The organism is Pilosibacter fragilis, from assembly GCF_032490495.1.
Taxonomy (GTDB): domain Bacteria; phylum Bacillota; class Clostridia; order Lachnospirales; family Lachnospiraceae; genus Pilosibacter; species Pilosibacter fragilis.
Genome location: NZ_JAVYJB010000015.1, coordinates 1 through 21619 on the forward strand (window position 1 = coordinate 1; position 21619 = coordinate 21619).

General features: G+C 47.1%; 18 protein-coding genes, 1 tRNA gene and 1 rRNA gene. 9 read left to right on the forward strand and 11 right to left on the reverse strand.

What is annotated here, in order from left to right; all coding sequences use genetic code 11:
* From ABCW45_RS13000 to dnaA, 10 genes are all read right to left on the reverse strand, one after another.
* Positions 1-224: ribosomal RNA gene (locus ABCW45_RS13000) — 16S ribosomal RNA — on the reverse strand; the annotation flags it as partial.
* A gap of 284 nt (positions 225-508) precedes the next feature.
* A tRNA-Ser gene (locus ABCW45_RS13005) sits at positions 509-596 on the reverse strand.
* 214 nt (positions 597-810) lie between these two features.
* Positions 811-1359, reverse strand: a complete 549-nt coding sequence (locus tag ABCW45_RS13010) for a Fe-S-containing hydro-lyase (RefSeq protein WP_117515744.1) — start codon at positions 1357-1359, stop codon at positions 811-813.
* Between the two features lie 21 nt (positions 1360-1380).
* Entirely contained in the window at positions 1381-2223 is an 843-nt protein-coding gene (locus ABCW45_RS13015; protein WP_015552749.1) for a fumarate hydratase, read from the reverse strand.
* A 198-nt stretch (positions 2224-2421) separates the two neighbouring features.
* Positions 2422-4944 carry a DNA gyrase subunit A gene (gene gyrA / locus ABCW45_RS13020; RefSeq protein ID WP_117484480.1) on the reverse strand — a complete coding sequence of 841 codons (2523 nt, stop codon included), beginning with the start codon at positions 4942-4944 and terminating at the stop codon, positions 2422-2424.
* A gap of 102 nt (positions 4945-5046) precedes the next feature.
* The gene (gene gyrB / locus ABCW45_RS13025; protein ID WP_021903924.1) at positions 5047-6957 is read right to left on the reverse strand and encodes a DNA topoisomerase (ATP-hydrolyzing) subunit B; all 1911 of its coding nucleotides are present in this window, start codon (positions 6955-6957) and stop codon (positions 5047-5049) included.
* Between the two features lie 12 nt (positions 6958-6969).
* Complete coding sequence (recF, locus tag ABCW45_RS13030) at positions 6970-8055, reverse strand: DNA replication/repair protein RecF (protein ID WP_015552752.1); 1086 nt, start codon at positions 8053-8055, stop codon at positions 6970-6972.
* A gap of 11 nt (positions 8056-8066) precedes the next feature.
* Entirely contained in the window at positions 8067-8276 is a 210-nt protein-coding gene (locus ABCW45_RS13035; RefSeq protein WP_015552753.1) for an RNA-binding S4 domain-containing protein, read from the reverse strand.
* An 86-nt stretch (positions 8277-8362) separates the two neighbouring features.
* A complete protein-coding gene (gene dnaN, locus ABCW45_RS13040) occupies positions 8363-9481 on the reverse strand; it encodes a DNA polymerase III subunit beta (RefSeq protein ID WP_117471077.1) in 1119 nt (372 codons plus the stop codon).
* 270 nt (positions 9482-9751) lie between these two features.
* Positions 9752-11116: a chromosomal replication initiator protein DnaA gene (gene dnaA, locus ABCW45_RS13045; RefSeq protein WP_117471078.1), complete on the reverse strand. Its 1365-nt coding sequence runs from the start codon at positions 11114-11116 to the stop codon at positions 9752-9754.
* 589 nt (positions 11117-11705) lie between these two features.
* Here dnaA and ABCW45_RS13050 point away from each other — a divergent pair.
* From ABCW45_RS13050 to rsmG, 9 genes are all read left to right on the forward strand, one after another.
* Positions 11706-12344 carry an ECF transporter S component gene (locus tag ABCW45_RS13050; RefSeq protein WP_015552757.1) on the forward strand — a complete coding sequence of 213 codons (639 nt, stop codon included), beginning with the start codon at positions 11706-11708 and terminating at the stop codon, positions 12342-12344.
* 643 nt (positions 12345-12987) lie between these two features.
* Positions 12988-13122, forward strand: coding sequence for a 50S ribosomal protein L34 (rpmH, locus tag ABCW45_RS13055; protein ID WP_015552758.1), 135 nt, complete (start codon positions 12988-12990; stop codon positions 13120-13122).
* Between the two features lie 103 nt (positions 13123-13225).
* The gene (gene rnpA / locus ABCW45_RS13060; RefSeq protein WP_021904730.1) at positions 13226-13570 is read left to right on the forward strand and encodes a ribonuclease P protein component; all 345 of its coding nucleotides are present in this window, start codon (positions 13226-13228) and stop codon (positions 13568-13570) included.
* Positions 13571-13577: 7 nt separating this feature from the next.
* A complete protein-coding gene (yidD, locus tag ABCW45_RS13065) occupies positions 13578-13787 on the forward strand; it encodes a membrane protein insertion efficiency factor YidD (protein WP_117471080.1) in 210 nt (69 codons plus the stop codon).
* A 19-nt stretch (positions 13788-13806) separates the two neighbouring features.
* Positions 13807-15057, forward strand: coding sequence for a YidC/Oxa1 family membrane protein insertase (locus ABCW45_RS13070; protein ID WP_117484477.1), 1251 nt, complete (start codon positions 13807-13809; stop codon positions 15055-15057).
* A gap of 15 nt (positions 15058-15072) precedes the next feature.
* Complete coding sequence (gene jag / locus ABCW45_RS13075; RefSeq protein WP_117484476.1) at positions 15073-15789, forward strand: RNA-binding cell elongation regulator Jag/EloR; 717 nt, start codon at positions 15073-15075, stop codon at positions 15787-15789.
* 259 nt (positions 15790-16048) lie between these two features.
* Positions 16049-17425 (forward strand): tRNA uridine-5-carboxymethylaminomethyl(34) synthesis GTPase MnmE, encoded by a 1377-nt coding sequence (gene mnmE, locus ABCW45_RS13080; RefSeq protein ID WP_117505292.1) that lies wholly within the window; start codon positions 16049-16051, stop codon positions 17423-17425.
* 104 nt (positions 17426-17529) lie between these two features.
* Positions 17530-19479, forward strand: coding sequence for a tRNA uridine-5-carboxymethylaminomethyl(34) synthesis enzyme MnmG (mnmG, locus tag ABCW45_RS13085; RefSeq protein WP_120041597.1), 1950 nt, complete (start codon positions 17530-17532; stop codon positions 19477-19479).
* 4 nt (positions 19480-19483) lie between these two features.
* Positions 19484-20230 carry a 16S rRNA (guanine(527)-N(7))-methyltransferase RsmG gene (gene rsmG, locus ABCW45_RS13090; RefSeq protein ID WP_343220991.1) on the forward strand — a complete coding sequence of 249 codons (747 nt, stop codon included), beginning with the start codon at positions 19484-19486 and terminating at the stop codon, positions 20228-20230.
* Between the two features lie 277 nt (positions 20231-20507).
* On the opposite strand, the gene ABCW45_RS13095 is transcribed toward rsmG, so the two are convergent.
* The gene (locus ABCW45_RS13095) at positions 20508-21458 is read right to left on the reverse strand and encodes an alpha/beta fold hydrolase (protein WP_343220992.1); all 951 of its coding nucleotides are present in this window, start codon (positions 21456-21458) and stop codon (positions 20508-20510) included.
* Between the last annotated feature and the right edge of the window lie 161 nt (positions 21459-21619).

Here is a 21619-nt window from a genome sequence, read left to right on the forward strand (position 1 = left end):
TTTTCACACCGTACCATGCGGTACTGTGCGCTTATGCGGTATTAGCAGTCATTTCTAACCGTTATCCCCCTGTATGAGGCAGGTTACCCACGCGTTACTCACCCGTCCGCCACTCGGTATCTTGAAATCCATCCGAAAACTTCAATCAAAATACCTCGTTCGACTTGCATGTGTTAGGCACGCCGCCAGCGTTCATCCTGAGCCAGGATCAAACTCTCATGTTAAAGTGTTTGTATCCGAGTTCAAAATTTAGCTTGGCTAATTTTTAAACCGTTCTACTGTTTTGTTAGGTTTTGTTCTGAATGTTCTCATTCATGGTCTAAACCAAAAGACCATTTTTATAAGAATTTTCAGGGTTTTACATACTGTTCAGTTTTCAAGGAACTTTGTTTTGTTGTTGCTGTATCTCAGCGGCAACTCTGATATCTTATCACAGTGTTTGCTGTTTGTCAACAACTTTTTTCATCTTTTTTTGAAGTTCTTTTTTGAAGTCCTTCAAGCAGATGAACGGAGAAAGAGGGATTTGAACCCTCGCGCCGGTTTCCCGACCTACACCCTTAGCAGGGGCGCCTCTTCGGCCTCTTGAGTATTTCTCCTTATTACCGTAGCTAATTATCATTTATTAAGTTTGTCGGGCGAACTCGCCAGACGCAGGATTAATTATACAAGCTATAGTTCTTTTTGTCAACAACTTTTTTCATCTTTTTTTACCATCTTTTTACAGTATGATTTTTCTCTATACTTTTATACCAGAAAAGCGGGGAATCAACTCCTTTTCCGGCTGTCGGTTCTCCGCTTTCTCATCTGATATTATTTCTGATATTCCTTGATTGCCGTCTCATACAGGTTATTTCCCTGGGAATCGATCACGACGACCACCGGAAAATCTTCTACTTCCAGTTTCCGGATTGCCTCAGTTCCAAGATCATCGTAGGCAACGACCTCCGACTTTTTGATGCGCTGGGACAATAGTGCCCCCGCACCGCCGATTGCAGCGAAGTAGACGGAACCATTTCTCACAATAGCATCGACCACCGCCTGACTTCTCTTCCCTTTTCCGATCATGGCACCCAGGCCAAGGTCTAAAAGCTTCGGCGCGTACTTATCCATACGGCTCGCCGTTGTTGGTCCCGCAGACCCGATAGGACGTCCCTCTCTTGCCGGGGACGGTCCCATATAGTAGATGACGTTTCCCTGCATCTCGATGGGCAGAGCTTCCCCCGCGTCCAGCGTTTCCTGCATTCTCTTATGCGCTGCGTCTCTCGCTGTATAGATGGTTCCCGTAAGAGTCACGTAGTCCCCGGCCCGGAGAGACACTGCGTCTTCTTTCTTAATTGGTACACTGATCTGTCTGTCCATGGTTTCCTCCTGTTTCTCTTATTAAATAACGCGATGCGCATGACGGTTTACATGACAGCAGATATTCACTGCCATCGGAAGTCCCGCGATATGCGTCGGATATGTCTCGATATTGACGGCCATGGCAGTCACACGACCGCCGAGTCCCCCCGGTCCGATTCCGAGTCTGTTGATCTTTTCAAGCATCTCTTTCTCCAGGTCTCTGACATATGGAACCGGAGATTCCTCTTCCAGATTTCTCGTCAGGGCATGCTTTGCCATCAGGGCGCACTTTTCAAAGGTTCCGCCGATACCGACGCCGACCACCATAGGAGGACAGGCATTCGGACCAGCGTCACGGACAGCCTCTAATATCTTCTCTTTCACACCCTCAATGCCATCAGCCGGCTTCAACATGAACACGCGGCTCATGTTCTCGCTTCCGAATCCCTTCGGCGCAACAGTGATGTCCACCTGGTCCCCGTCTACGATCTCGTAATGGATGATCGCCGGGGTGTTGTCTTTTGTATTCACGCGGTCGATAGGATCACGGACAACAGACTTTCTTAAGTATCCGTCCACGTATCCCTGTCGGACGCCTTCATTGATGGCATCCGTCAGATTACCTCCCTCGATATGTACTTCCTGCCCGACTTTAATGAAAACGACGGCCATGCCCGTGTCCTGGCAGATCGGAATCATGTCTCTTCCAGCAATCTCAAGATTCTCCTTAAGCTGATTTAAGATCTGTTTTCCAAGAGGTGATTCTTCCTTCTCCACGCTCTCATTAAATACTTTTTTCATGTCATCCGAAAGGAAATGGTTTGCCTCGATGCACATTTCCCGGATGTTTTTTGTGATCTCACTCGTCTGAACAGTTCTCATAGACGATTTTCCTCCCGATTACTTTTTTGGATTGATTGCCATCGGACGGATTTCTTCCGGACATTCATGATGGCCTATTATTATGAAAAATACAGGAATCCGGCATTCCCGGATTCCTGTATCCAATCACTCCAGAGTCAGAAATCCTGTTTTATGGACGAATGGCGGTCTCATAACCGCTCTTCATATTCATGAACATTACTCCTCCGTGGTCTCCCCGTCCTCATTCTCCATGGATTCTGGATCTGCCACGTTTTCGTCCTCCTCGTCCTGGCGGCTGCTTTCCCGGACTTTCGCGATGGAAGCAACGCGGACATCAGAATCGGCATCAATGCTCATCAGTTTTACGCCGGATGTATTTCTGCCGATGATGGAGATATCGTCAACACCCATGCGGATCAGAATGCCCTCATTGGTGATCAGCATGATATCTCTTCCGTCGTCAAGCAGCTTCATTCCGACAAGATTTCCTGTCTTTTCTGTCACATTGTAGCAGAGAAGTCCCTTACCACCGCGAAGCTGCAGCTTGAATTCAGAGATTCTCGTTCTCTTTCCGTATCCCTTTTCGGATGCCACGAGCATGTACTCGCCCTGGCTTGCCATCTGCATGCCGATGACCTCGTCACCCTCGTCGAGCTTCATGCCGATAACACCATAGGAAACACGGCCGGTAATTCTCGCATCCGTCTCCTTGAAGCGGATGGACATACCGAATTTCGTCGCGAGGAAGATATCCTCGGTATTGTCTGTCACCTTTACCTCGATCAGTTCATCTCCCTCGCGGAGCAGGATTGCCTGAAGACCTGTCTTTCTCATGTTGCTGTACTCGCACATTCTGGTCTTCTTCACCATTCCGCCCTTTGTGGCCATAAAGAGGTACTTGTCATCATCGATCTCACGCATCGGGATCGCCGCTGTGACCTTTTCGCCCGGCTGGAGCTGTAAAAGGTTCACGATAGCCGTTCCGCGGGCTGTTCTTCCTGCCTCCGGGATCTCGTAGGCCTTGATCCGGTAGCATCGTCCTGTGTTCGTGAAGAACATGATATAGTGGTGGTTCGTTGTCATGAGAAGATCCTCGATGAAGTCCTCATCGATGGTCTGCATTCCCTTGATTCCCTTTCCGCCGCGATTCTGGCTCTTGAAATTGTCCACGGACATTCTCTTGATGTATCCAAGATTGGTCATCGCAATTACAGTGTCATCGTCGGAGATCAGGTCTTCCACGGACATATCATCTTCAAAGCCGATCTTTGTCCGTCTGTCGTCACCGTATTTCTCGGAGATCACAAGGATCTCTTTCTTGATCACACTTAATAATTTATTTTCATCTGCAAGGATTGCACGCAATTCCGCGATTTTTGTCTCCAGTTCTTTGTACTCGTTCTCGAGCTTCTCGCGTTCCAGACCTGTGAGAGCGCGCAGACGCATGTCCACGATCGCCTGTGCCTGCGGGTCTGTGAGTTCAAAGCGCTCCATGAGGACGCGTTTCGCCTCCGCGACATTTGCGGAGCCGCGAATGATCCTTATCACCTCATCGATATGATCTAAGGCCTTTAATAAGCCCTCTAAGATGTGGGCGCGTTCCTCGGCCTTATTTAAGTCGTACTTCGTTCTTCTCGTCACAACGTCCTTCTGGTGGTCCAGATAGTACTCTAACATCTGGAGAATATTGAGGACCTTTGGCTCATTGTTTACCAGTGCAAGCATGATCACACCGAAGGAATCCTGCAGCTGTGTATGCTTTAAGAGCTGGTTTAAGAGGACGTTCGCGTTCACATCTCTCCTGAGTTCGATGTTGATGCGGATTCCCTCACGGTTGGACTCATCGGTGATTCCGGTGATTCCGTCAATCTTTTTCGTCTTTACGAGCTCCGCGATCTTCTCAATGAGTCTCGCCTTGTTGACAAGGTACGGAAGCTCTGTGACGATGATATGGCTCTTTCCGTTCGGAGCTGTCTCAATGTTTGTCACCGCACGGACTCTGATCTTCCCGCGGCCTGTGCGGTACGCTTCTTCGATTCCTCTCGTTCCCAGGATCTCAGCTCCAGTCGGGAAATCCGGTCCTTTGATGATCTGTAAGATCTCCTCCATGGAGGTCTGTCTTCCTTCTTCCACCTGGTTGTCGATGATCTTTACGACAGCCGCGATGACCTCGCGGAGGTTGTGGGGCGGGATATTTGTGGCCATGCCGACCGCGATACCGGTACCGCCATTTACGAGAAGGTTCGGAAATCTGGACGGAAGTACCGTTGGTTCCTTCTCCGTCTCATCGAAGTTCGGGATAAAGTCAACGGTATCTTTATAGATGTCCGCTAACATCTCCACAGAGATCTTGCTGAGTCTCGCCTCGGTGTATCGCATGGCAGCGGCACCGTCGCCGTCGATGGATCCAAAGTTTCCGTGGCCGTCCACGAGCATGTAACGCATGGACCATCTCTGTGCCATATTTACTAAAGCACCGTAGATGGAGCTGTCTCCGTGCGGATGATATTTACCCATGGTATCGCCGACGATACGGGCACTCTTTCTGTGGGGCTTATCCGGACCGTTGTTCAGTTCCGCCATGGAGTAGAGGACACGTCTCTGTACCGGCTTTAATCCGTCACGGACATCCGGGAGCGCTCGGGATGCGATAACGCTCATGGCGTAGTCGATGTACGACTTCTCCATGGTCTTCTTTAAGTCTATCTCATGAATTTTGTCAAAAATATTCGGTTCCATTCTTTCCTCCAATGCAGCCTGCGCTGCGCCTTAAACCTGCGTAAACTGCGCCGCATGACCATCCAGTAAACTTACCGATTCCCGGATAGCCCTGCTGCCGCATTAAATGTCAAGAGTTCCGTACTTCGCGTTCTGTTCGATGAATTCACGGCGCGGCTCTACCTGATCTCCCATGAGTGTCGTAAAGGTGAGGTCGATCTCCGACGTCATCTCCTCATTCATGGTCACACGTAAAAGGACTCTGTGCTCCGGATCCATTGTTGTCTCCCAGAGCTGTTCCGCATCCATCTCACCAAGACCTTTGTAACGCTGGATCTTGTTGTTCTGGTCACGTCCGATCTCTTTTAAGATATTGTTTAGCTCCTCATCACTGTACGCATACCATACCCGCTTGTTCTTCTCGATCTTATAGAGCGGCGGCTGAGCCAGGTAAACATAGCCCTGTTTGATAAGCTCCGGCATAAACCGGTAGATGAATGTCAGAAGCAGTGTACTGATATGGGCACCGTCCACATCGGCATCGGTCATAATGATGATCTTGTGGTAGCGGAGCTTCGAGATATCGAAATCCTCGTGGATTCCCGTTCCGAAGGCCGTGATCATGGATTTGATCTCCGCGTTTCCGTAAATACGGTCGAGTCTCGCCTTCTCCACGTTTAAAATCTTTCCTCTAAGCGGCAAGATTGCCTGGGTGCTCTTATTTCTCGCGTCCTTCGCGGAACCGCCGGCGGAATCTCCCTCTACGATGTAGATCTCGCATTCCTCCGGGTGCTTGCTGGAGCAGTCCGCAAGCTTTCCAGGTAAGGATAAGCCGTCAAGGACCGTCTTTCTTCTTGTTAAGTCTCTTGCCTTTCTCGCAGCAGCGCGGGCACGCTGGGCAAGAACGGATTTCTCGATGATCGTCTTTGCTACGGACGGATTCTGCTCGAGGAAATAGGTGAGCTGCTCAGATACCACGCTGTCAACAGCACCTCTCGCCTCGCTGTTTCCAAGCTTCTGCTTTGTCTGACCCTCAAACTGTGGCTCCTCGATCTTGACGCTGATGATAGCAGTCAGTCCCTCACGGATGTCTTCACCGGTGAGGGCCGGCTCGCTGTCCTTAAGGAGCTTGTTCTTTCTTCCGTAGTCATTGAAGGTCTTTGTCAGGGCATTTCTGAAACCGGTGAGGTGGGTTCCGCCTTCCGGTGTGTTAATGTTGTTTACAAAGCTGTAAATATTTTCGGTGTAGGAATCGTTGTGCTGCATGGCAACCTCCACCAGCACGTTGTCCTTCTTGCCCTCGCAGTAGATGACCGTGTCATAGAGCGGCACATTGCTGCGGTTTAAGTAAGTGACGAACTCCTTGATTCCACCTTCGTAGTGGAATACCTTTTCCTTCTTGTCCTCGCGGTCATCCCTCAGAATGATCTTTAAGTTCTTTGTGAGGAACGCGGTCTCGCGGAGACGGATCTTTAAGGTATCATAGTCATAGACGGTCTCCTCAAAGATAGTCTTGTCCGGAAGGAATGTTACTTTTGTGCCATGTTTGTCTGTCGGGCAGTCACCCACGATCTTTAACGGGTACATGGTCTTTCCTCGCTCATAGCGCTGCTTGTAGACCTTTCCTCCGTGGTAAACCTCGACCTCCAGCCACTCGGATAAGGCATTTACAACAGAAGCTCCTACACCGTGCAGGCCGCCGGATACCTTGTATCCCCCACCGCCGAACTTACCGCCGGCATGAAGGATCGTAAAGACGACTTCGACTGCAGGAAGTCCCGCTTTTTTCTGGATATCGACCGGAATTCCCCGTCCGTCATCGACAACGGTGATGGAATTGTCGGAATTGATCTGTACATCGATGGTATCGCAGTATCCCGCAAGGGCCTCATCCACCGCGTTGTCTACGATCTCATATACCAGATGGTGAAGTCCCCTCGAAGACGTACTTCCAATGTACATTCCCGGTCTTTTTCTTACAGCCTCAAGTCCCTCCAGAATCTGGATTTGATCTGCATTATATTCTGCGCTCATGAAGTTCCTCCTTTAGTCTTCGCTCTCTACCGTTCCTTCAACAATCTTAAAAATCTTGTCCATCCGGAATTTGCTGTTTACAAACTCATCCAGTCCCGTACATGTGATCAAGGTCTGAATGTGGGTAATTTCTGAAAGTAAATGTTCCTGTCTCTTGCTGTCAAGTTCAGAAAGGACGTCATCCAGAAGAAGCACCGGATAATCCTTTACGATCTTTTTCACCAGCTCGATCTCCGCAAGTTTTAAAGAAAGAGCTGCCGTTCTCTGCTGTCCCTGGGACCCGAACCGCCTGATATCCGTTCCATTTACGATGAAGTTCAGGTCATCGCGGTGGGGACCGGTCAGGGTCTGCCTCTGCCTGATCTCCTGAAACTGGTTCTTCGCAAGCTGCTCCCTGAAATTTTCCGGCGACACATTCGGCTCGTAGGCGATAGAGAGTGTTTCCTTTCCGCCCGAGAGCCCCGCGTGGATCTCCGCAATCAGGGGGTTCAGCTCTTTTATAAACTCAGAACGCATAATTATAAGTTCTGTGCCGTACTTTAAGAGCTGCTCATTCCACATGGGGAGTGTCTCTTTTAAGGACGTGTTGTAGTCTATGTCCTTTAATAGTTTGTTTCGTTGTATAACCGTTTTGTTATACTGTGCCAGATTGTAGACATACAGCCTGTTTAGCTGGCAGAGTTCCAGGTCGACGAAACGTCTCCGCTCGGCGGGTCCGTTCTTGATAATGTTCAGATCTTCCGGTGAAAAGAAGATCACATTGACGATTCCGAAAAGTTCACTGGCTTTTTTGATCGGAACTCCGTTCACCGCGACCCCTTTTGCCTTATTTTTCTTCAGATGCATATCGATCCGGTAGGGAATTCCATCCCGCCGGACCATCATTTTGATGTGGGATTCGTCCGCGCCGAACCGGATAATTTCTTTATCTTTGCTGCCCCGATGCGATTTTGTTGTGCTGCACACATAGACTGCCTCCAGAATATTTGTCTTTCCCTGGGCATTATCTCCATAAAGAACGTTCGTCCCTTTATGAAAATCAATATGTAAATGACTGTAATTTCTGTAATCTGACAGCTCGATGGATTCTATAAACATGAAAAAATCCTTTAATTTTCTACCTTAAATGTCTTTCCGTCATAGGAAACCGTGTCTCCCGGGTAAAGTTTTTTGCCTCGCTGGGTCTCAACTTCCCCATTTACTTTTACAAGCCCGTCCTGAATTACAAACTTTGCGTCCACTCCGGAGCCGACCAGACCTGCAAGTTTCAATGCCTGTCCAAGCTTGATAAACTCATCTTTTAAGTGAATACTTTCCATTTTTCTCCTTTTTTATTCCAGATATATGAAAAAATCGACCCGAAACCCCGGACTTTACCGGAACTTCGGGGAAATTTCATCTGATTTTAAATCGCAGCGGCGTTAAAGTTTACCGGCAGGATCAGATAAATGTAGCTCTCATCCTCATCTTTGATGAAACACGGAGATTTCGCATTCATCATATAGAGGGTAACTTCCTCATCATCAATGATCCGCAGCGCATCACTTAAGAATTTCGGGTTGAATCCGATCATCAGATCCTGTCCTGTTTTATGGATCAGGATCTCCGCGTTCATGGTACCGAAGCTGGAATTTAATTTCAGGCTCATTTTTGAGTCTTCAATGTTCAGAATGATCGGTTTTTTGTCATTTTCGCGGATTAAAATGATAGCTCTCTCGATGCTGTCCAGGAAATCTTTCTTATTCAGAGACACTTTTGTGGCATAATCGCTGGAAAGCATCTGGTCTACTTTGAAATATTCGCCCTCGATCAGGCGGGAAACTACGATCGTATCATCAAATTCGAAGAGAATATGGTTCGCTCCGAAGAAGATCTGGACCTCTTTTTCGTTGTCACCGGTGAGAATTTTACTGATTTCGTTCAGAGTTTTTCCCGGAACGATGACTTTTGTGCTTTCATATTCATCTTTTAATACAATTTTACGAATTGCCATACGATGTCCGTCGAGAGAAACGACTCGGAGTGTATCACCGTTTACCTCAAAAAGTTCGCCTGTCATCATCTTGTTGCTGTCGTTGACAGAGATGGAGAAGATCGTCTGGCGGATCACCTCTTTTAAGGAAAACTGGGAGAGTGTGATGTTTTTATTTCTCTCAATATACGGAAGATAGGAGAATTCCTCTCCATCTTTGCCCTGAATTTTGAATACAGAGTTCTCACAGGTGATCACAGTATTGAATTTTTCATCAGATTCGATGGTTACAAGGGAATCTGAATCGGATAATTTTCTTGCGATTTCAGAAAAAAGCTTTGCATCCAGTGCAATTTTACCTTTTTCAAGGATATCACCTTCAACTTTTGTCTCAATGCCGAGCTCCATATCGTTGGCAGTCAGCTTGATCTCATCAGTAGAAGCGTCGATCAGAATGCACTCTAAAATAGGCATCGTTGTTTTTGACGGAACTGCCTTGAGAACAATATTGATACCGTTTAAGAGAGCGGTTTTCTGGAATGTCAGTTTCATAGTTGTTGATAACTTCCTTTCTTAAGAAACGTTCACAAATAAAGAAATATATAAAAGATATTAGTCTTAACAGTAGTAGGGAGTGTGAATTTGTTTATAAGGGGGAAAACCCTAATGAAACCATGAAAAAACCTCTGTGAAAACTATTGTGGGTAACTCTGCAAATCCAAAAGGACAACCCAGGAGTTTTCCACAGGCAAAAATCGGGAAAAATCATCCTCATTTTATCCACAAATTTTCAACGGGATTTCCACGAAAAAATCCACAAGCTTACTGTGGGTTGATTTTTTTCTTTAAAATATCGATCGTGTTCTTTAAATTCTCGTCGGTCTTTAATTCGCTGGCAATCTTTTTTGTTCCGTGAATGATCGTTGTATGATCGCGGCCGCCGAGAGCTTTTCCGATGTTCTGGAGAGACTCGCTCGTCATATCGCCGCAGAGATACATGACGATCTGGCGCGGGAATACGAGTTCTTTACTTCGTTTCTGGCCGATGAGATCAAGGGGTGTGATGCCGAAATGCTCAGAAACTACATTAATAATAAGCTGCGGAGTCACTTCGCGGGCAGCGTTCGGGGAGATCAGATCTTTTAATGCTTCCTCTGCAAGTTCAAGATTGATTTCCTTATTATTTAGTTTGCTGGAAGCAACGATTTTTGTGAGGGCGCCTTCCAGTTCACGGATGTTGGATTTTACATTGGTAGCGATATATTTGATGATCTCGTTATCGATGTTGTATCCTTCAAGTTCTTCCTTTTTCCGGAGAATCGCCATCCGGGTTTCATAATCCGGCGGCTGGATATCTACGGTGAGTCCCCATTCGAAACGGGAACGGAGACGGTCTTCCAGAGTTTCAATTTCTCTTGGAGGACGGTCGGAGGAAATAATGATCTGCTTTTTTGCCTCGTAGAGGGCATTGAATGTATGGAAAAATTCCTCCTGGGTACTTTCTTTTCCGATAATAAACTGGATATCGTCGATCAGAAGCACGTCATTGTTTCTGTATTTTTCACGGAATTCCGTGGTGGAAACGTTGTTTTTGTTTCGGATCGCGTCGATCAGTTCGTTTGTAAATTTCTCGGATGTCACGTACAGAATCTTTGCGCTCGGGTTATTTTTCAGGATGAAGTGGGCGACGGAATGCATTAAGTGCGTCTTCCCGAGTCCCACGCCTCCATAAATAAATAACGGATTATAAATTTCGCCCGGGGATTCCGCAACTGCAAGGGATGCGGCATGGGCAAGGTTGTTGTTTTTTCCGACGACAAAGGTATCGAAGGTGTAACGCGGATTTAAGTTCGCGTTTTGGAGAGCAAGCTGACTGACCGTATTGTTGGTTACATTGATCAGACGGTTCTCTTTTTCCGGTTCCTTCACGTCAGATTTTAACTTGAAATCGAGTTCGCACTGAAATCCTGTAATTTCTTCGATCGTAATTTTCAACAGGAACTCATATTTCTTTTTCACATAGCTGATAAACGCGGAATCAGGCACCAGGATCGTGAGGATATCTTTATCCACAGAATCCGGGATCAGCGGCAGCAGCCATGTGCGGTAGGACACCTCTGAAATATCGTGTTCTTCCTTTATATTTAAGAGGATATCATCCCATTTCTCTTTGATTTCTTCCAGCATATTCATACTCCTAAACATGTGTATAACGATGTGCATAGTTGTGGAAAAGGCGGAAACCTGTCCACAAAAGCATATAAACCCACTCTGAATTTATTCTAGCGTAAAACGGAATAATTTTCAATGTCAAATGTGAAAATCCACAACTTTTCCAGTGACTTATCCACAACTTATCCACGATTTGGGGATAAGTTGATAATTATGAGTGGAAAACATGTGAATAGCCACATAACAAGATGTGCGCCAGGAACGGACAGAAAAAATACAATAAATTGTGTCCGTGGGAGAAAGACACCGAAATCAGAAGGGAAAGAAAGAACGATTTTAGAGGACTGGACGTTGGAGAGGGCGTATATGAGGGAAAAATGAAAAACCGAAAAAAATTAAGGCAGCAGGGGAGAAAAAAGGGTGAGATCGGGAGAAAGAAGGCGACAACAGGAATTATATTGTAGGAAGTAAAATTGAAAAGTAAAAATAAATGGAAAATTTTAGAGAAAGAATTTGACGGCATCACGCTGACACGCTATAATGCAAGACGTGACTATATTGCATTGTATCTCGCAAGAGAACAGTAGCAGGAGGAAAAAGAAAAATGAAAATTGAAAAGAAAGTTCTGGACATGTCCCTCGCCGGGATCTTCACTGCGATCATCATCGCCATGTCGGTCGTACCGTTTCTCGGTTACATTCCGTTAGGCTTTATGAACGCAACGATCATCCACGTCCCGGTCATCATCGGAGCGATCATCCTTGGACCGAAGTACGGCGCTTACTTAGGACTGGTATTTGGTGTGACCAGCCTTGTAAAAGCGACCATTGCCCCGGGAGTGACCTCCTTCGTATTCAGCCCGTTCGTTACGATCGGCGGATACAGCGGAAACATGTGGAGCGCCGTGATCGCCATCGTGCCGCGTGTATGCATCGGCATCGTTGCTTATTTTGTTTATAAGCTGATCATGAAAGCAGCTCACGGAATCAAAGGCAGCCAGACCGTTGCCCTCTGGGTGGCTGGTATCGCAGGAGCTATGACAAACACACTGCTTGTCATGAACGGAATTTATATCTTCTTCGGACAGAGCTACGCGGCTGCGTCCAACAAGGCAGTGGAGCACATCTACGATGTGATCCTGGGAATCATCCTGGGATTTGGTATCCCGGAGGCGATCGTCGCAGGTATCCTTACGACGGCCATCACGAAGGTTCTGTTTAAAATCATGAAAGATAACGGCTGATCGGAAAGAGCCGGTTATATATGAATACCTTTCAGAAGCGTGGTGTGGCAGCTTCCGGAAGAAGATCAGGTATAAAAAATGAGAGCAGCGGAAAATAATAACGCTGCAGCTTCTATAATATGATACCAGGGTCAAAAGGTCAGAAGTTCGACGCAAGCTTGCTTGCAGGAGAATTTTTGACCTTGGGACCCGCCAAAAACATGAGTAAGTAGCCATTTTTCATAGAAAAATGAGCGAATTACGAATGTTTTTGAGAATTGCGGGAGCACGCAGTGCAGAGCAATTCGGTATCAGAGGGGTCAAAAGCTTTTGACCCCAACATCATAATATAATGAAGAGATACTAAATATAGTGACATAAAATCAATACATACATTTTATGGGGGATAGCGAAACGCTGTTCCCCTTTTTTATTACTGAAAGACCGAAAAGTAACGTTCCATGCAAAAAGCAGAATGTGGATATACAGCGAAAAAAAGGAAAAATCATATGGGAGAAATCCCCATGTTTTAAGGATTTTTTTGAAATTTAGTCTTGACGAAGGGCGGCAATTTTTATATAATCGATACGATGCTTCAATATGTCTTAGTTTATATGTACATGAGAAGGTACTTGAATTTAGAGTAAGAGGAGGTGCCGGGTTTATGAAGATGACATTTCAGCCGAAGAACACTCAGAGAAAAAGAGTTCATGGTTTCAGAGCGAGAATGGCAACAGCAGGCGGTAGAAAAGTTTTAGCTGCCAGAAGAGCAAAAGGTAGAGCTAGATTATCTGCTTAATGAACCAAGAGAGTATCCGGAAGTTTAGGAAAACTTTTGGATGCTCTTTTTTGTTATGCGGGATTTTTACGGCTTTATCGACTTAGTTTTGCAGAGGTATTGAATGAAAAGGTTCAATTCGTTAAAGAAAAATCAGGATTTCCAGACGGTTTACCGGGGAGGGAAGTCCTACGCAAACAAATATCTGGTCATGTACGTGATGGATTCGGGACGGGAGGACACGAGAATCGGAATTTCCGCCAGCAAAAAGGTCGGAAACAGCGTTGTAAGGCATCGGTTCGCGAGACTTGTCCGCGAAAGCTTCCGGTTAAATAAGGACATATTAGAAGAAGGAAAAGACATCATTGTTGTCGCACGTGCTGCGGCAAAAGACAAAAATTTCGACAAGATTGAGAGTGCTTTTCTGCACTTATGCGGGCTTCATAACATTTTAAAAGAATCGAAGTGAGTGGTTTATGAAATGGGTTCTGATTGGTCTGATTAAGATTTACAGGAAGTTTATCTCTCCCTGTATCGGCCCTCACTGTATTTATACGCCTACCTGCTCCCAGTACGCCATGGAAGCAATCAGAAAATACGGCGCTATAAAAGGTGCTTATCTTGCTTGCAGGCGGATTTTGAGATGTCACCCGTTTGCAAAAGGCGGTTATGATCCAGTCCCGTAAAAAACCCAGGAGGTAAGATATGGTTTTGACGAAGGCTGGTTCCATTCTGGGACCGATCGCGACTGTCCTTGGCTATGTCATGGACATCCTCTTCAGATTTACGAGCAGCTTCGGCGTGTTCAACGTAGGTCTGTGCATCATTCTGTTTACGATCGTAATGAAAACACTGATGATACCGCTCACGATCAAACAGCAGAAAACCACAAAACTCATGTCTGTCATGAATCCGGAGATCCAGGCGATCCAGAAGAAGTATAAAGGAAAGTCGGATCAGGAATCCATGCAGCGTCAGAATGTGGAGATCCAGGCTGTTTACGAGAAGTACGGCACAAGCATGACAGGCGGATGCCTTCCGCTGCTGATCCAGATGCCGATCCTTCTTGCTCTGTACCGTGTCATCTACAATATTCCGGCATACGTTCCGTCTGTCCGCGTTTATTTCGACAACGTTGTAACTCCGTTGATGGGACAGGCTGACTATGCTCAGAAGTTACAGGAAATCACAAATATCGCAACCGCCTGCGGCGGAAAATTAGATAAGTTTGATTTCACAAATGCAAATCGTCTTGTAGACATGCTCTATAAATTCTCCACGGCCCAGTGGGGAGAGCTTCAGTCACTGTTCCCGGCAATCTCTGATGTGATCGGACAGAATGCTGCTGTTGTCGAGAGAATGAACACGTTCCTCGGTTTAAATATGGCAGAGGCGCCGGGCTGGGTACCGTCCTTCGCATGGATCATCCCGGTTCTTGCGGCAGTGTCCCAATGGTTCAGCACAAAGCTCATGAGCGGAAATCAGCCGTCCACATCCGCAGATGCAGAGAATCCGATGGCGCAGTCCATGAAGACTATGACAACGACCATGCCGTTATTTTCCGCGTTCATCTGTATCACGATGCCGGCAGGTCTTGGTATCTACTGGATCGCGACCAGCGTTGTTACAATTATCCAGCAGCTCATCGTTAACGCGTACATGGATAAGGTCAATATCGACGATATGATCGCAAAGAACCTGGAAAAGGTCAATAAGAAACGTGCGAAACAGGGACTTCCGCCGGCTAAGGTAACTCAGAATGCTACTGCTTCCTTAAAAGCGATCAAGGCTGAGGAGGAGAAAGAGAAAGCAGCTGAGGAAGTTAAGAAGGAAAAGATCGCAAAGCAGATCGAGGAGTCCAGCAAGTACTACAACACCAACGCAAAACCGGGAAGTCTCGCTTCCAAGGCAGCGATGGTCCAGAAGTACAATGAGGCACATGACAAGAGAAAATAATAAGGGGGTTCTGTTATGGAAATGATTACAGTGACTGCGAAAACTGTGGAAGATGCAATCACACAGGCATCCCTGCAGCTCGGTGTGAGCAGTGATCGGATTCAGTATGAGGTCGTTGAAAAGGGAAGTGCCGGAGTTCTCGGCGGACTTTTTGGTTCCAAGCCGGCAGTGATCCGCGCGAAGAAGATCGAGACCGTTGACGATAAGGCCGTATATTTCCTGAATTCCGTTTTCGATGCAATGGGCCTTGCTGTTGACGTGGAAGTGAAAATGAATGAAGAGGAAAAGGAGATGGATGTCAACCTGACCGGCGAGGAGATGGGACTTCTCATCGGCAAGAGAGGACAGACACTCGATTCCCTTCAGTATCTTGTAAGCCTTGTTGTAAATAAGGAATCTGAGGACTACTTAAGAGTCAAGCTGGATACCGAAAATTACAGAGAGAGAAGAAAAGAAACACTGGAGACTCTCGCAAAGAATATCGCTTACAAGGTAAAGCGGACAAGACGTCCGGTTTCCTTAGAGCCGATGAATCCGTATGAGAGACGGATCATCCACTCCGCACTCCAGAACGATAAATACGTATTCACAAAGAGCGAAGGTGAGGAGCCGTTCCGCCATGTTGTGATCGCGTTAAAGAAGGAAGAGCGCAGAGAGAGAAGACCGAGATACGAGAGACGCGAAAGAACCGCTGGTTCTGAGAATAGCTATCGCAGCAGCAGTCAGGAATAATAATTCACAGATCAGCCATGCGCCGCACTGTGCGGGAACGCATGGCTGATTTTGTCTGGAAACAAAGGTAACCAGGAAGGTGCTGAATAGTTGCAGATATCGTGATAGAGGGGGTTGCCTATGGCAGCCCCTTTGTGCTATGATAGGGTGATTAATTGTGTGAATTTCCGTGAGTTTACAGGACTTGCGGAGCCAGAAAATAGAAGATCATTCAGCTTGATGTTTTAAGTCAGCAGGCGTGAGTGACAGGATGGAGATTATGGAATATACAGATACGATTGCAGCGATCGCCACGGCGATGGGAAATTCAGGAATCGGAATCGTGAGGATCAGCGGTGAGAACGCGGTTGAAGTCGCGGAAAAGGTCTTTCGGGAACCTGGAAAGAAAAAGCTTTCTGAGGCGGAGAGCCATACGATCCATTACGGATACGTTTATGACGGGGATGAGGCTGTGGATGAGGTCCTTTTGATGCTTATGCGAGGACCACGGAGCTACACAGCGGAAGATACCGTGGAGATCGATTGTCACGGCGGAATGCTGGTCACGAGACGGATCCTGGAGACAGTCTTAAAGGCCGGGGCGAGACTGGCAGAGCCGGGTGAATTTACGAAACGGGCGTTCTTAAACGGCAGGATCGACCTCTCCCAGGCGGAGGCGGTCATCGACGTGATCAACGCGAAAAATGAATATGCGCTGCAGTCCTCTGTGAGCCAGCTTCGGGGAAGTGTATCGAAGGAGATCCATGAGATCCGGGAACAGATTATCTATGAGATTGCCTTTATCGAGTCGGCGCTTGACGATCCGGAACATATTTCCCTTGACGGATACGGGGAAAAATTGCTTAAAGTTGTTCTTTCTGTGAAGAAGAAGCTTGAGAAGCTGATCTGTTCTTCCTCCAATGGACGGGTGGTTTCTGAGGGCGTAAAGACTGTTATTTTAGGAAAGCCGAATGCCGGAAAATCGTCCCTGATGAATGTTTTAGTTGGCGAGGATCGCGCCATTGTTACGGATGTGGCGGGAACGACGAGAGATATCCTTGAGGAACATATCTATCTTCAGGGAATCAGCCTGAATGTTGTGGACACTGCGGGAATCCGGGATACAGAGGACGTGGTGGAGAAGATCGGCGTCTCCCGGGCCATGGAAGAGGCGAAGAAGGCGGATCTCATCATCTACGTTGTAGATGGATCGAGGAAGCTGGATGAGAACGACTATCAGATCATGGACTTTATTAAGGAACGGAAGTCAGTGGTACTCTTAAATAAGAGCGACCTGGAGCCGGTAGTATCCGCGGATGAGGTGGAGAAGCGGTCCGGGCATAAGGTGATCGGAATCTCCGCGAAGGAGGAGACGGGAATCGACCTCCTGGAAGAGGAGATAAAGTCCTTATTCTATGAAGGTGAGATCGACTTCAACGACCAGGTTATGATCACGAATGTGCGTCATGTGAAGGCTTTAAAGGACGCTTTCGAGAGCATGTCCATGGTGGAGAACAGTATAGAGAACGGCATGCCGGAGGATTTTTATTCGATCGATCTGATGGATGCCTATGAGAAGTTAGGTCTTATTGTCGGGGAGTCTGTGGAGGATGACCTGGTGAATGAGATCTTCAGCAAGTTCTGTATGGGTAAGTAAGATTATGGTGGAAAGAAATTGGCGGATCGGAACGTTTTTTATGGGAGATTCCGCTGGGAGTATAGAAGAGACAGTAGGGAATTGACAAGAAAAGAGGAAATAAAATGCCGGTAGTAGAGGAGACATATGATATTGTAGTTGTCGGCGCGGGCCATGCGGGATGCGAGGCGGCGCTTGCGGCAGCGAGACTTGGGTTTGAGACGATCATGTTTACGGTCAGCGTGGACAGCATTGCCCTGATGCCATGCAACCCGAACGTCGGAGGAAGTTCCAAGGGACATCTTGTCCGTGAGCTGGATGCCCTCGGCGGTGAGATGGGCAAAAATATTGATAAAACGTTTATCCAGTCGAAGATGTTGAATGAATCCAAGGGACCGGCGGTCCACTCCCTGCGTGCTCAGGCGGACAAGCAGGAGTACACGAGATCCATGCGCCGCGTCCTGGAGAACACGGATCATCTGACGATCCGACAGGCGGAGGTTGCTGAGATCCTCACGGAGGAAATCCCGGGCGAGTGCGGAACCTTTAAGAAGGAGCATGAGGGGCAGCAGGAGAGCAGTTATCCGGTGAAAAAGCGGATCGTGGGTGTAAAAACCTACTCCGGCGCGGTCTATAGGTGCCGTGCGGTGGTTCTTGCTACAGGTGTTTATCTCCGTGCAAGATGTATTTACGGCGATGTGAGCAACCCGACGGGACCGAATGGTCTGCAGGCGGCGAACCATCTGACAGATTCCTTAAAGGCGAACGGAATCGAAATGTACCGTTTTAAGACGGGAACACCGGCGAGAGCGGATAAGAGAAGTATCGATTTCTCCAAAATGGAAGAGCAGTTTGGAGATAAGCGGGTTGTTCCGTTCTCATTTTCTACGGATCCGAAGTCAATACAGAAGGAACAGATCTCCTGCTGGCTGACGTATACGAATGAGAAGACCCATGAGATCATCCGGAACAACCTGGAACGTTCCCCATTATTCTCCGGTGCCATCGAGGGAACCGGTCCGAGATACTGCCCGTCCATAGAGGATAAGGTCGTAAAATTCCCGGATAAGGAGCGTCATCAGGTGTTTGTGGAGCCGGAGGGACTCTACACGAATGAGATGTACCTCGGCGGAATGTCCAGCTCCCTGCCGGAGGATGTTCAGTATGCCATGTACCGGACGGTTCCGGGACTGGAAAATATCAAAATTGTTCGAAATGCATATGCAATTGAGTATGATTGCATCAATCCGAGACAGTTAAAGGCGTCCCTGGAGTTTAAAAATATTGACGGACTGTTCTCCGGCGGCCAGTTTAACGGAAGCTCCGGATATGAGGAGGCAGCCGTTCAGGGCTTTATGGCCGGTGTGAACGCGGCGAGAAAGCTGCAGGAGAAGAGCGCGGTGGTTCTTGATCGTTCCCAGGCGTATATCGGGGTCCTTATCGATGATCTTGTGACAAAGGAAAATCATGAGCCGTACCGCATGATGACATCGAGAGCGGAGTACCGTCTGCTCCTGCGTCAGGACAATGCGGATCTCAGACTTCGCGGGATCGGACATGAGATCGGTCTTGTATCCGATGAACAGTACGAGTATGTACTTTGGAAAGAAAAGGCCATTGAGGCGGAGATCGCACGTCTCGAGAAGACGAATATCGGTGCGAACGAGAAGGTTCAGACGTTCCTGGAGGCTCATGGAAGTACGGCGTTAAAGTCCGGAAGTACACTGGCGGAGCTCATTAAGAGACCAGAATTAAATTATGGGATGCTGGCGGAGTTAGATGAAAAAAGGCCGGAGCTTCCGGCGGATGTGCGGGAACAGGTTGACATAAATCTGAAATATGACGGATATATCCGCAGACAGAAGCAGCAGGTGGCACAGTTTAAGAAGCTTGAGGGAAGAAAAATCCCGGCGGATCTCGACTATACAACGGTAAACAGTTTAAGAAGAGAGGCTGTCCAGAAGCTGAATCTCTATAAGCCGGAGAATATCGGACAGGCATCGAGAATTTCCGGCGTTTCACCGGCAGATATCTCTGTCCTGATGGTGCATTTAGAGCAGATGGGAAGGAAATAATTTGATGACAGATGAATTTGTAAAATTATTGGATCAGGGCTGCGCGGATCTTGGAATCGAGCATTCGGATCAGCAGAAAGAACAGTTTTTTAAATATTATGAGATGCTGATCGAGAAGAATAAGGTGATGAACCTCACGGCGATCACAGAGCTTTCTGATGTGATCACGAAGCATTTTGTGGACAGCCTTCTGCTTGTTCTGGCTGCGCCAGAGCTTGGGTTAAAGCTTGACGGATCCGCAGAATACAGCTGTATCGATGTGGGCACGGGTGCAGGATTTCCGGGAATTCCGTTAAAGATTGCGTTTCCGGGACTGAAGGTCACACTGCTTGATTCTTTAAATAAGAGAGTGGGATTCTTAAATGAGGTGATAGAGGCACTGGGACTTACGGATATTACGGCTGTCCATGGACGTGCCGAGGACTACGGACGCGATGCGAAATACCGGGAACAGTACGACATCTGCGTATCTAGGGCGGTGGCAAATATGTCTACCCTTTCCGAGTACTGTATCCCGTTTGTGAAAAAGGGCGGATATTTTATCCCGTATAAATCCGGAAAAGCTGACGAGGAGATTGCCCAGGCGAGATCTGCTGTGAAGAAGCTTGGCGGAGAGATGAAGGATATTATCGTAAAGGTTCTTCCGGAGACGGACGTGGAACGCACCTTTGTTCCGGTAAAGAAGATGGCGATCACAGCGAAGAAATATCCGAGAAAAGCGGGACTTCCGGGGAAGGAACCGTTAAAGTAAAAAAAGTAAAATTTAAAGAAAAATTGAGAACTTCATTATCTTTATAAATTAGGATAATGGGGTTCTTTTTTGCCATGAAGGAGATAAAAATATCACGATGTTTCACGTGAAACACTTGCGATGGAACATCGGTAGATTGATAACAGAGCAGAAATAGATAAGCTGTTGGAAAGCAATTGAAATAAATCAGGCGTCGCTGCCAGAAGAGAAGCAACGGCGCCTTTTTGTAGTTAATAGGAATGTTTCACGTGAAACATTGAAATATGGTTGTGTGAAACTAATTGAAGAACATCTGCACGGTTGCGCTGACTTCCTCTGGGTTTTCGAGCTGAGGTAGATGCCGGGTGTTGACAATGATGCTGGACTCGATTGCCGGGTTGCATTTAGTGTATTCTTTGATCGTCAGGTCGATGTCCGGTTCGGCTTCACCGCCGAGAATGTAGATGCTGTTGTCAATCTTTTCCAGAGTCTTTGTAATATTACATTTTGTGTAGTTACACTGGACGCTGGCGTAGACAGATTTCGGGGAGTCGCCAAGGTGGGCAGACTCGTGGTATTTGTCGATGTTGTGCGGATTCACATCGTACGGGTTATAGAAGTAACTCTCGGAGAAGGTCTTGGAGATTATACTTCTTGCGGATGCAAAATTGTAGAGAAGTGTTCCGATGATCGGGAGATCAAGGATAAACTTATAACATTTTGCGGATTTTCCAGGAATATGACTGCAGGAGAGGAGAGAATCCGGGTTGATGAACATCATCTGCTCAAAGAGATCCGGATTGTATCCACAGGCCATTGTCACGATCGGAGCGGACGCACCGGTGGCGACAATATTTGTGCGGCGGCCGATCTCGGATTTTACGAAATCATTTAACAGCTGCACATAGAGAAAATTCGTGTAAGTAAGGTTTGGCTTTTCGGAACGGCCACAGCCTAAAAGGTCGATGGTGTAAACCGTGTAGTATTCTTTTAAAAGCGGAATCAGGGAATCCCACTCGCAGCTGCTGGACGCATGTGTCAGGTCGTGAACGAGAAGAAGCGGCTTTCCGGTTCCTGTTTTTGTATAGTAGATATTGCCGAGTCTCCAACGATAGCAACGTGGTTCCGGCTGGGTGAGAAGATTTCTTGCAACGGCAGACATTTTGATGTATTTATTGATCAGCGCAGTTCCGACAGCCGCGCCGGCAGACAGGAGAACGGCAGTGATGATTTTGTTTTTTGCTTTCATAAATTCACCTCGAAATTAGATGATAGGGTATAGAAATATAGTGGGAATACTGTGAGAGAAGAGAAGTAGTTTTATCACTTTTCTCTAAGGTAAACCCTGATTATATTATAATATAATTGATAGAGAGATACAACAGGCGAAAGTGTGAAATGTTTCTGAAG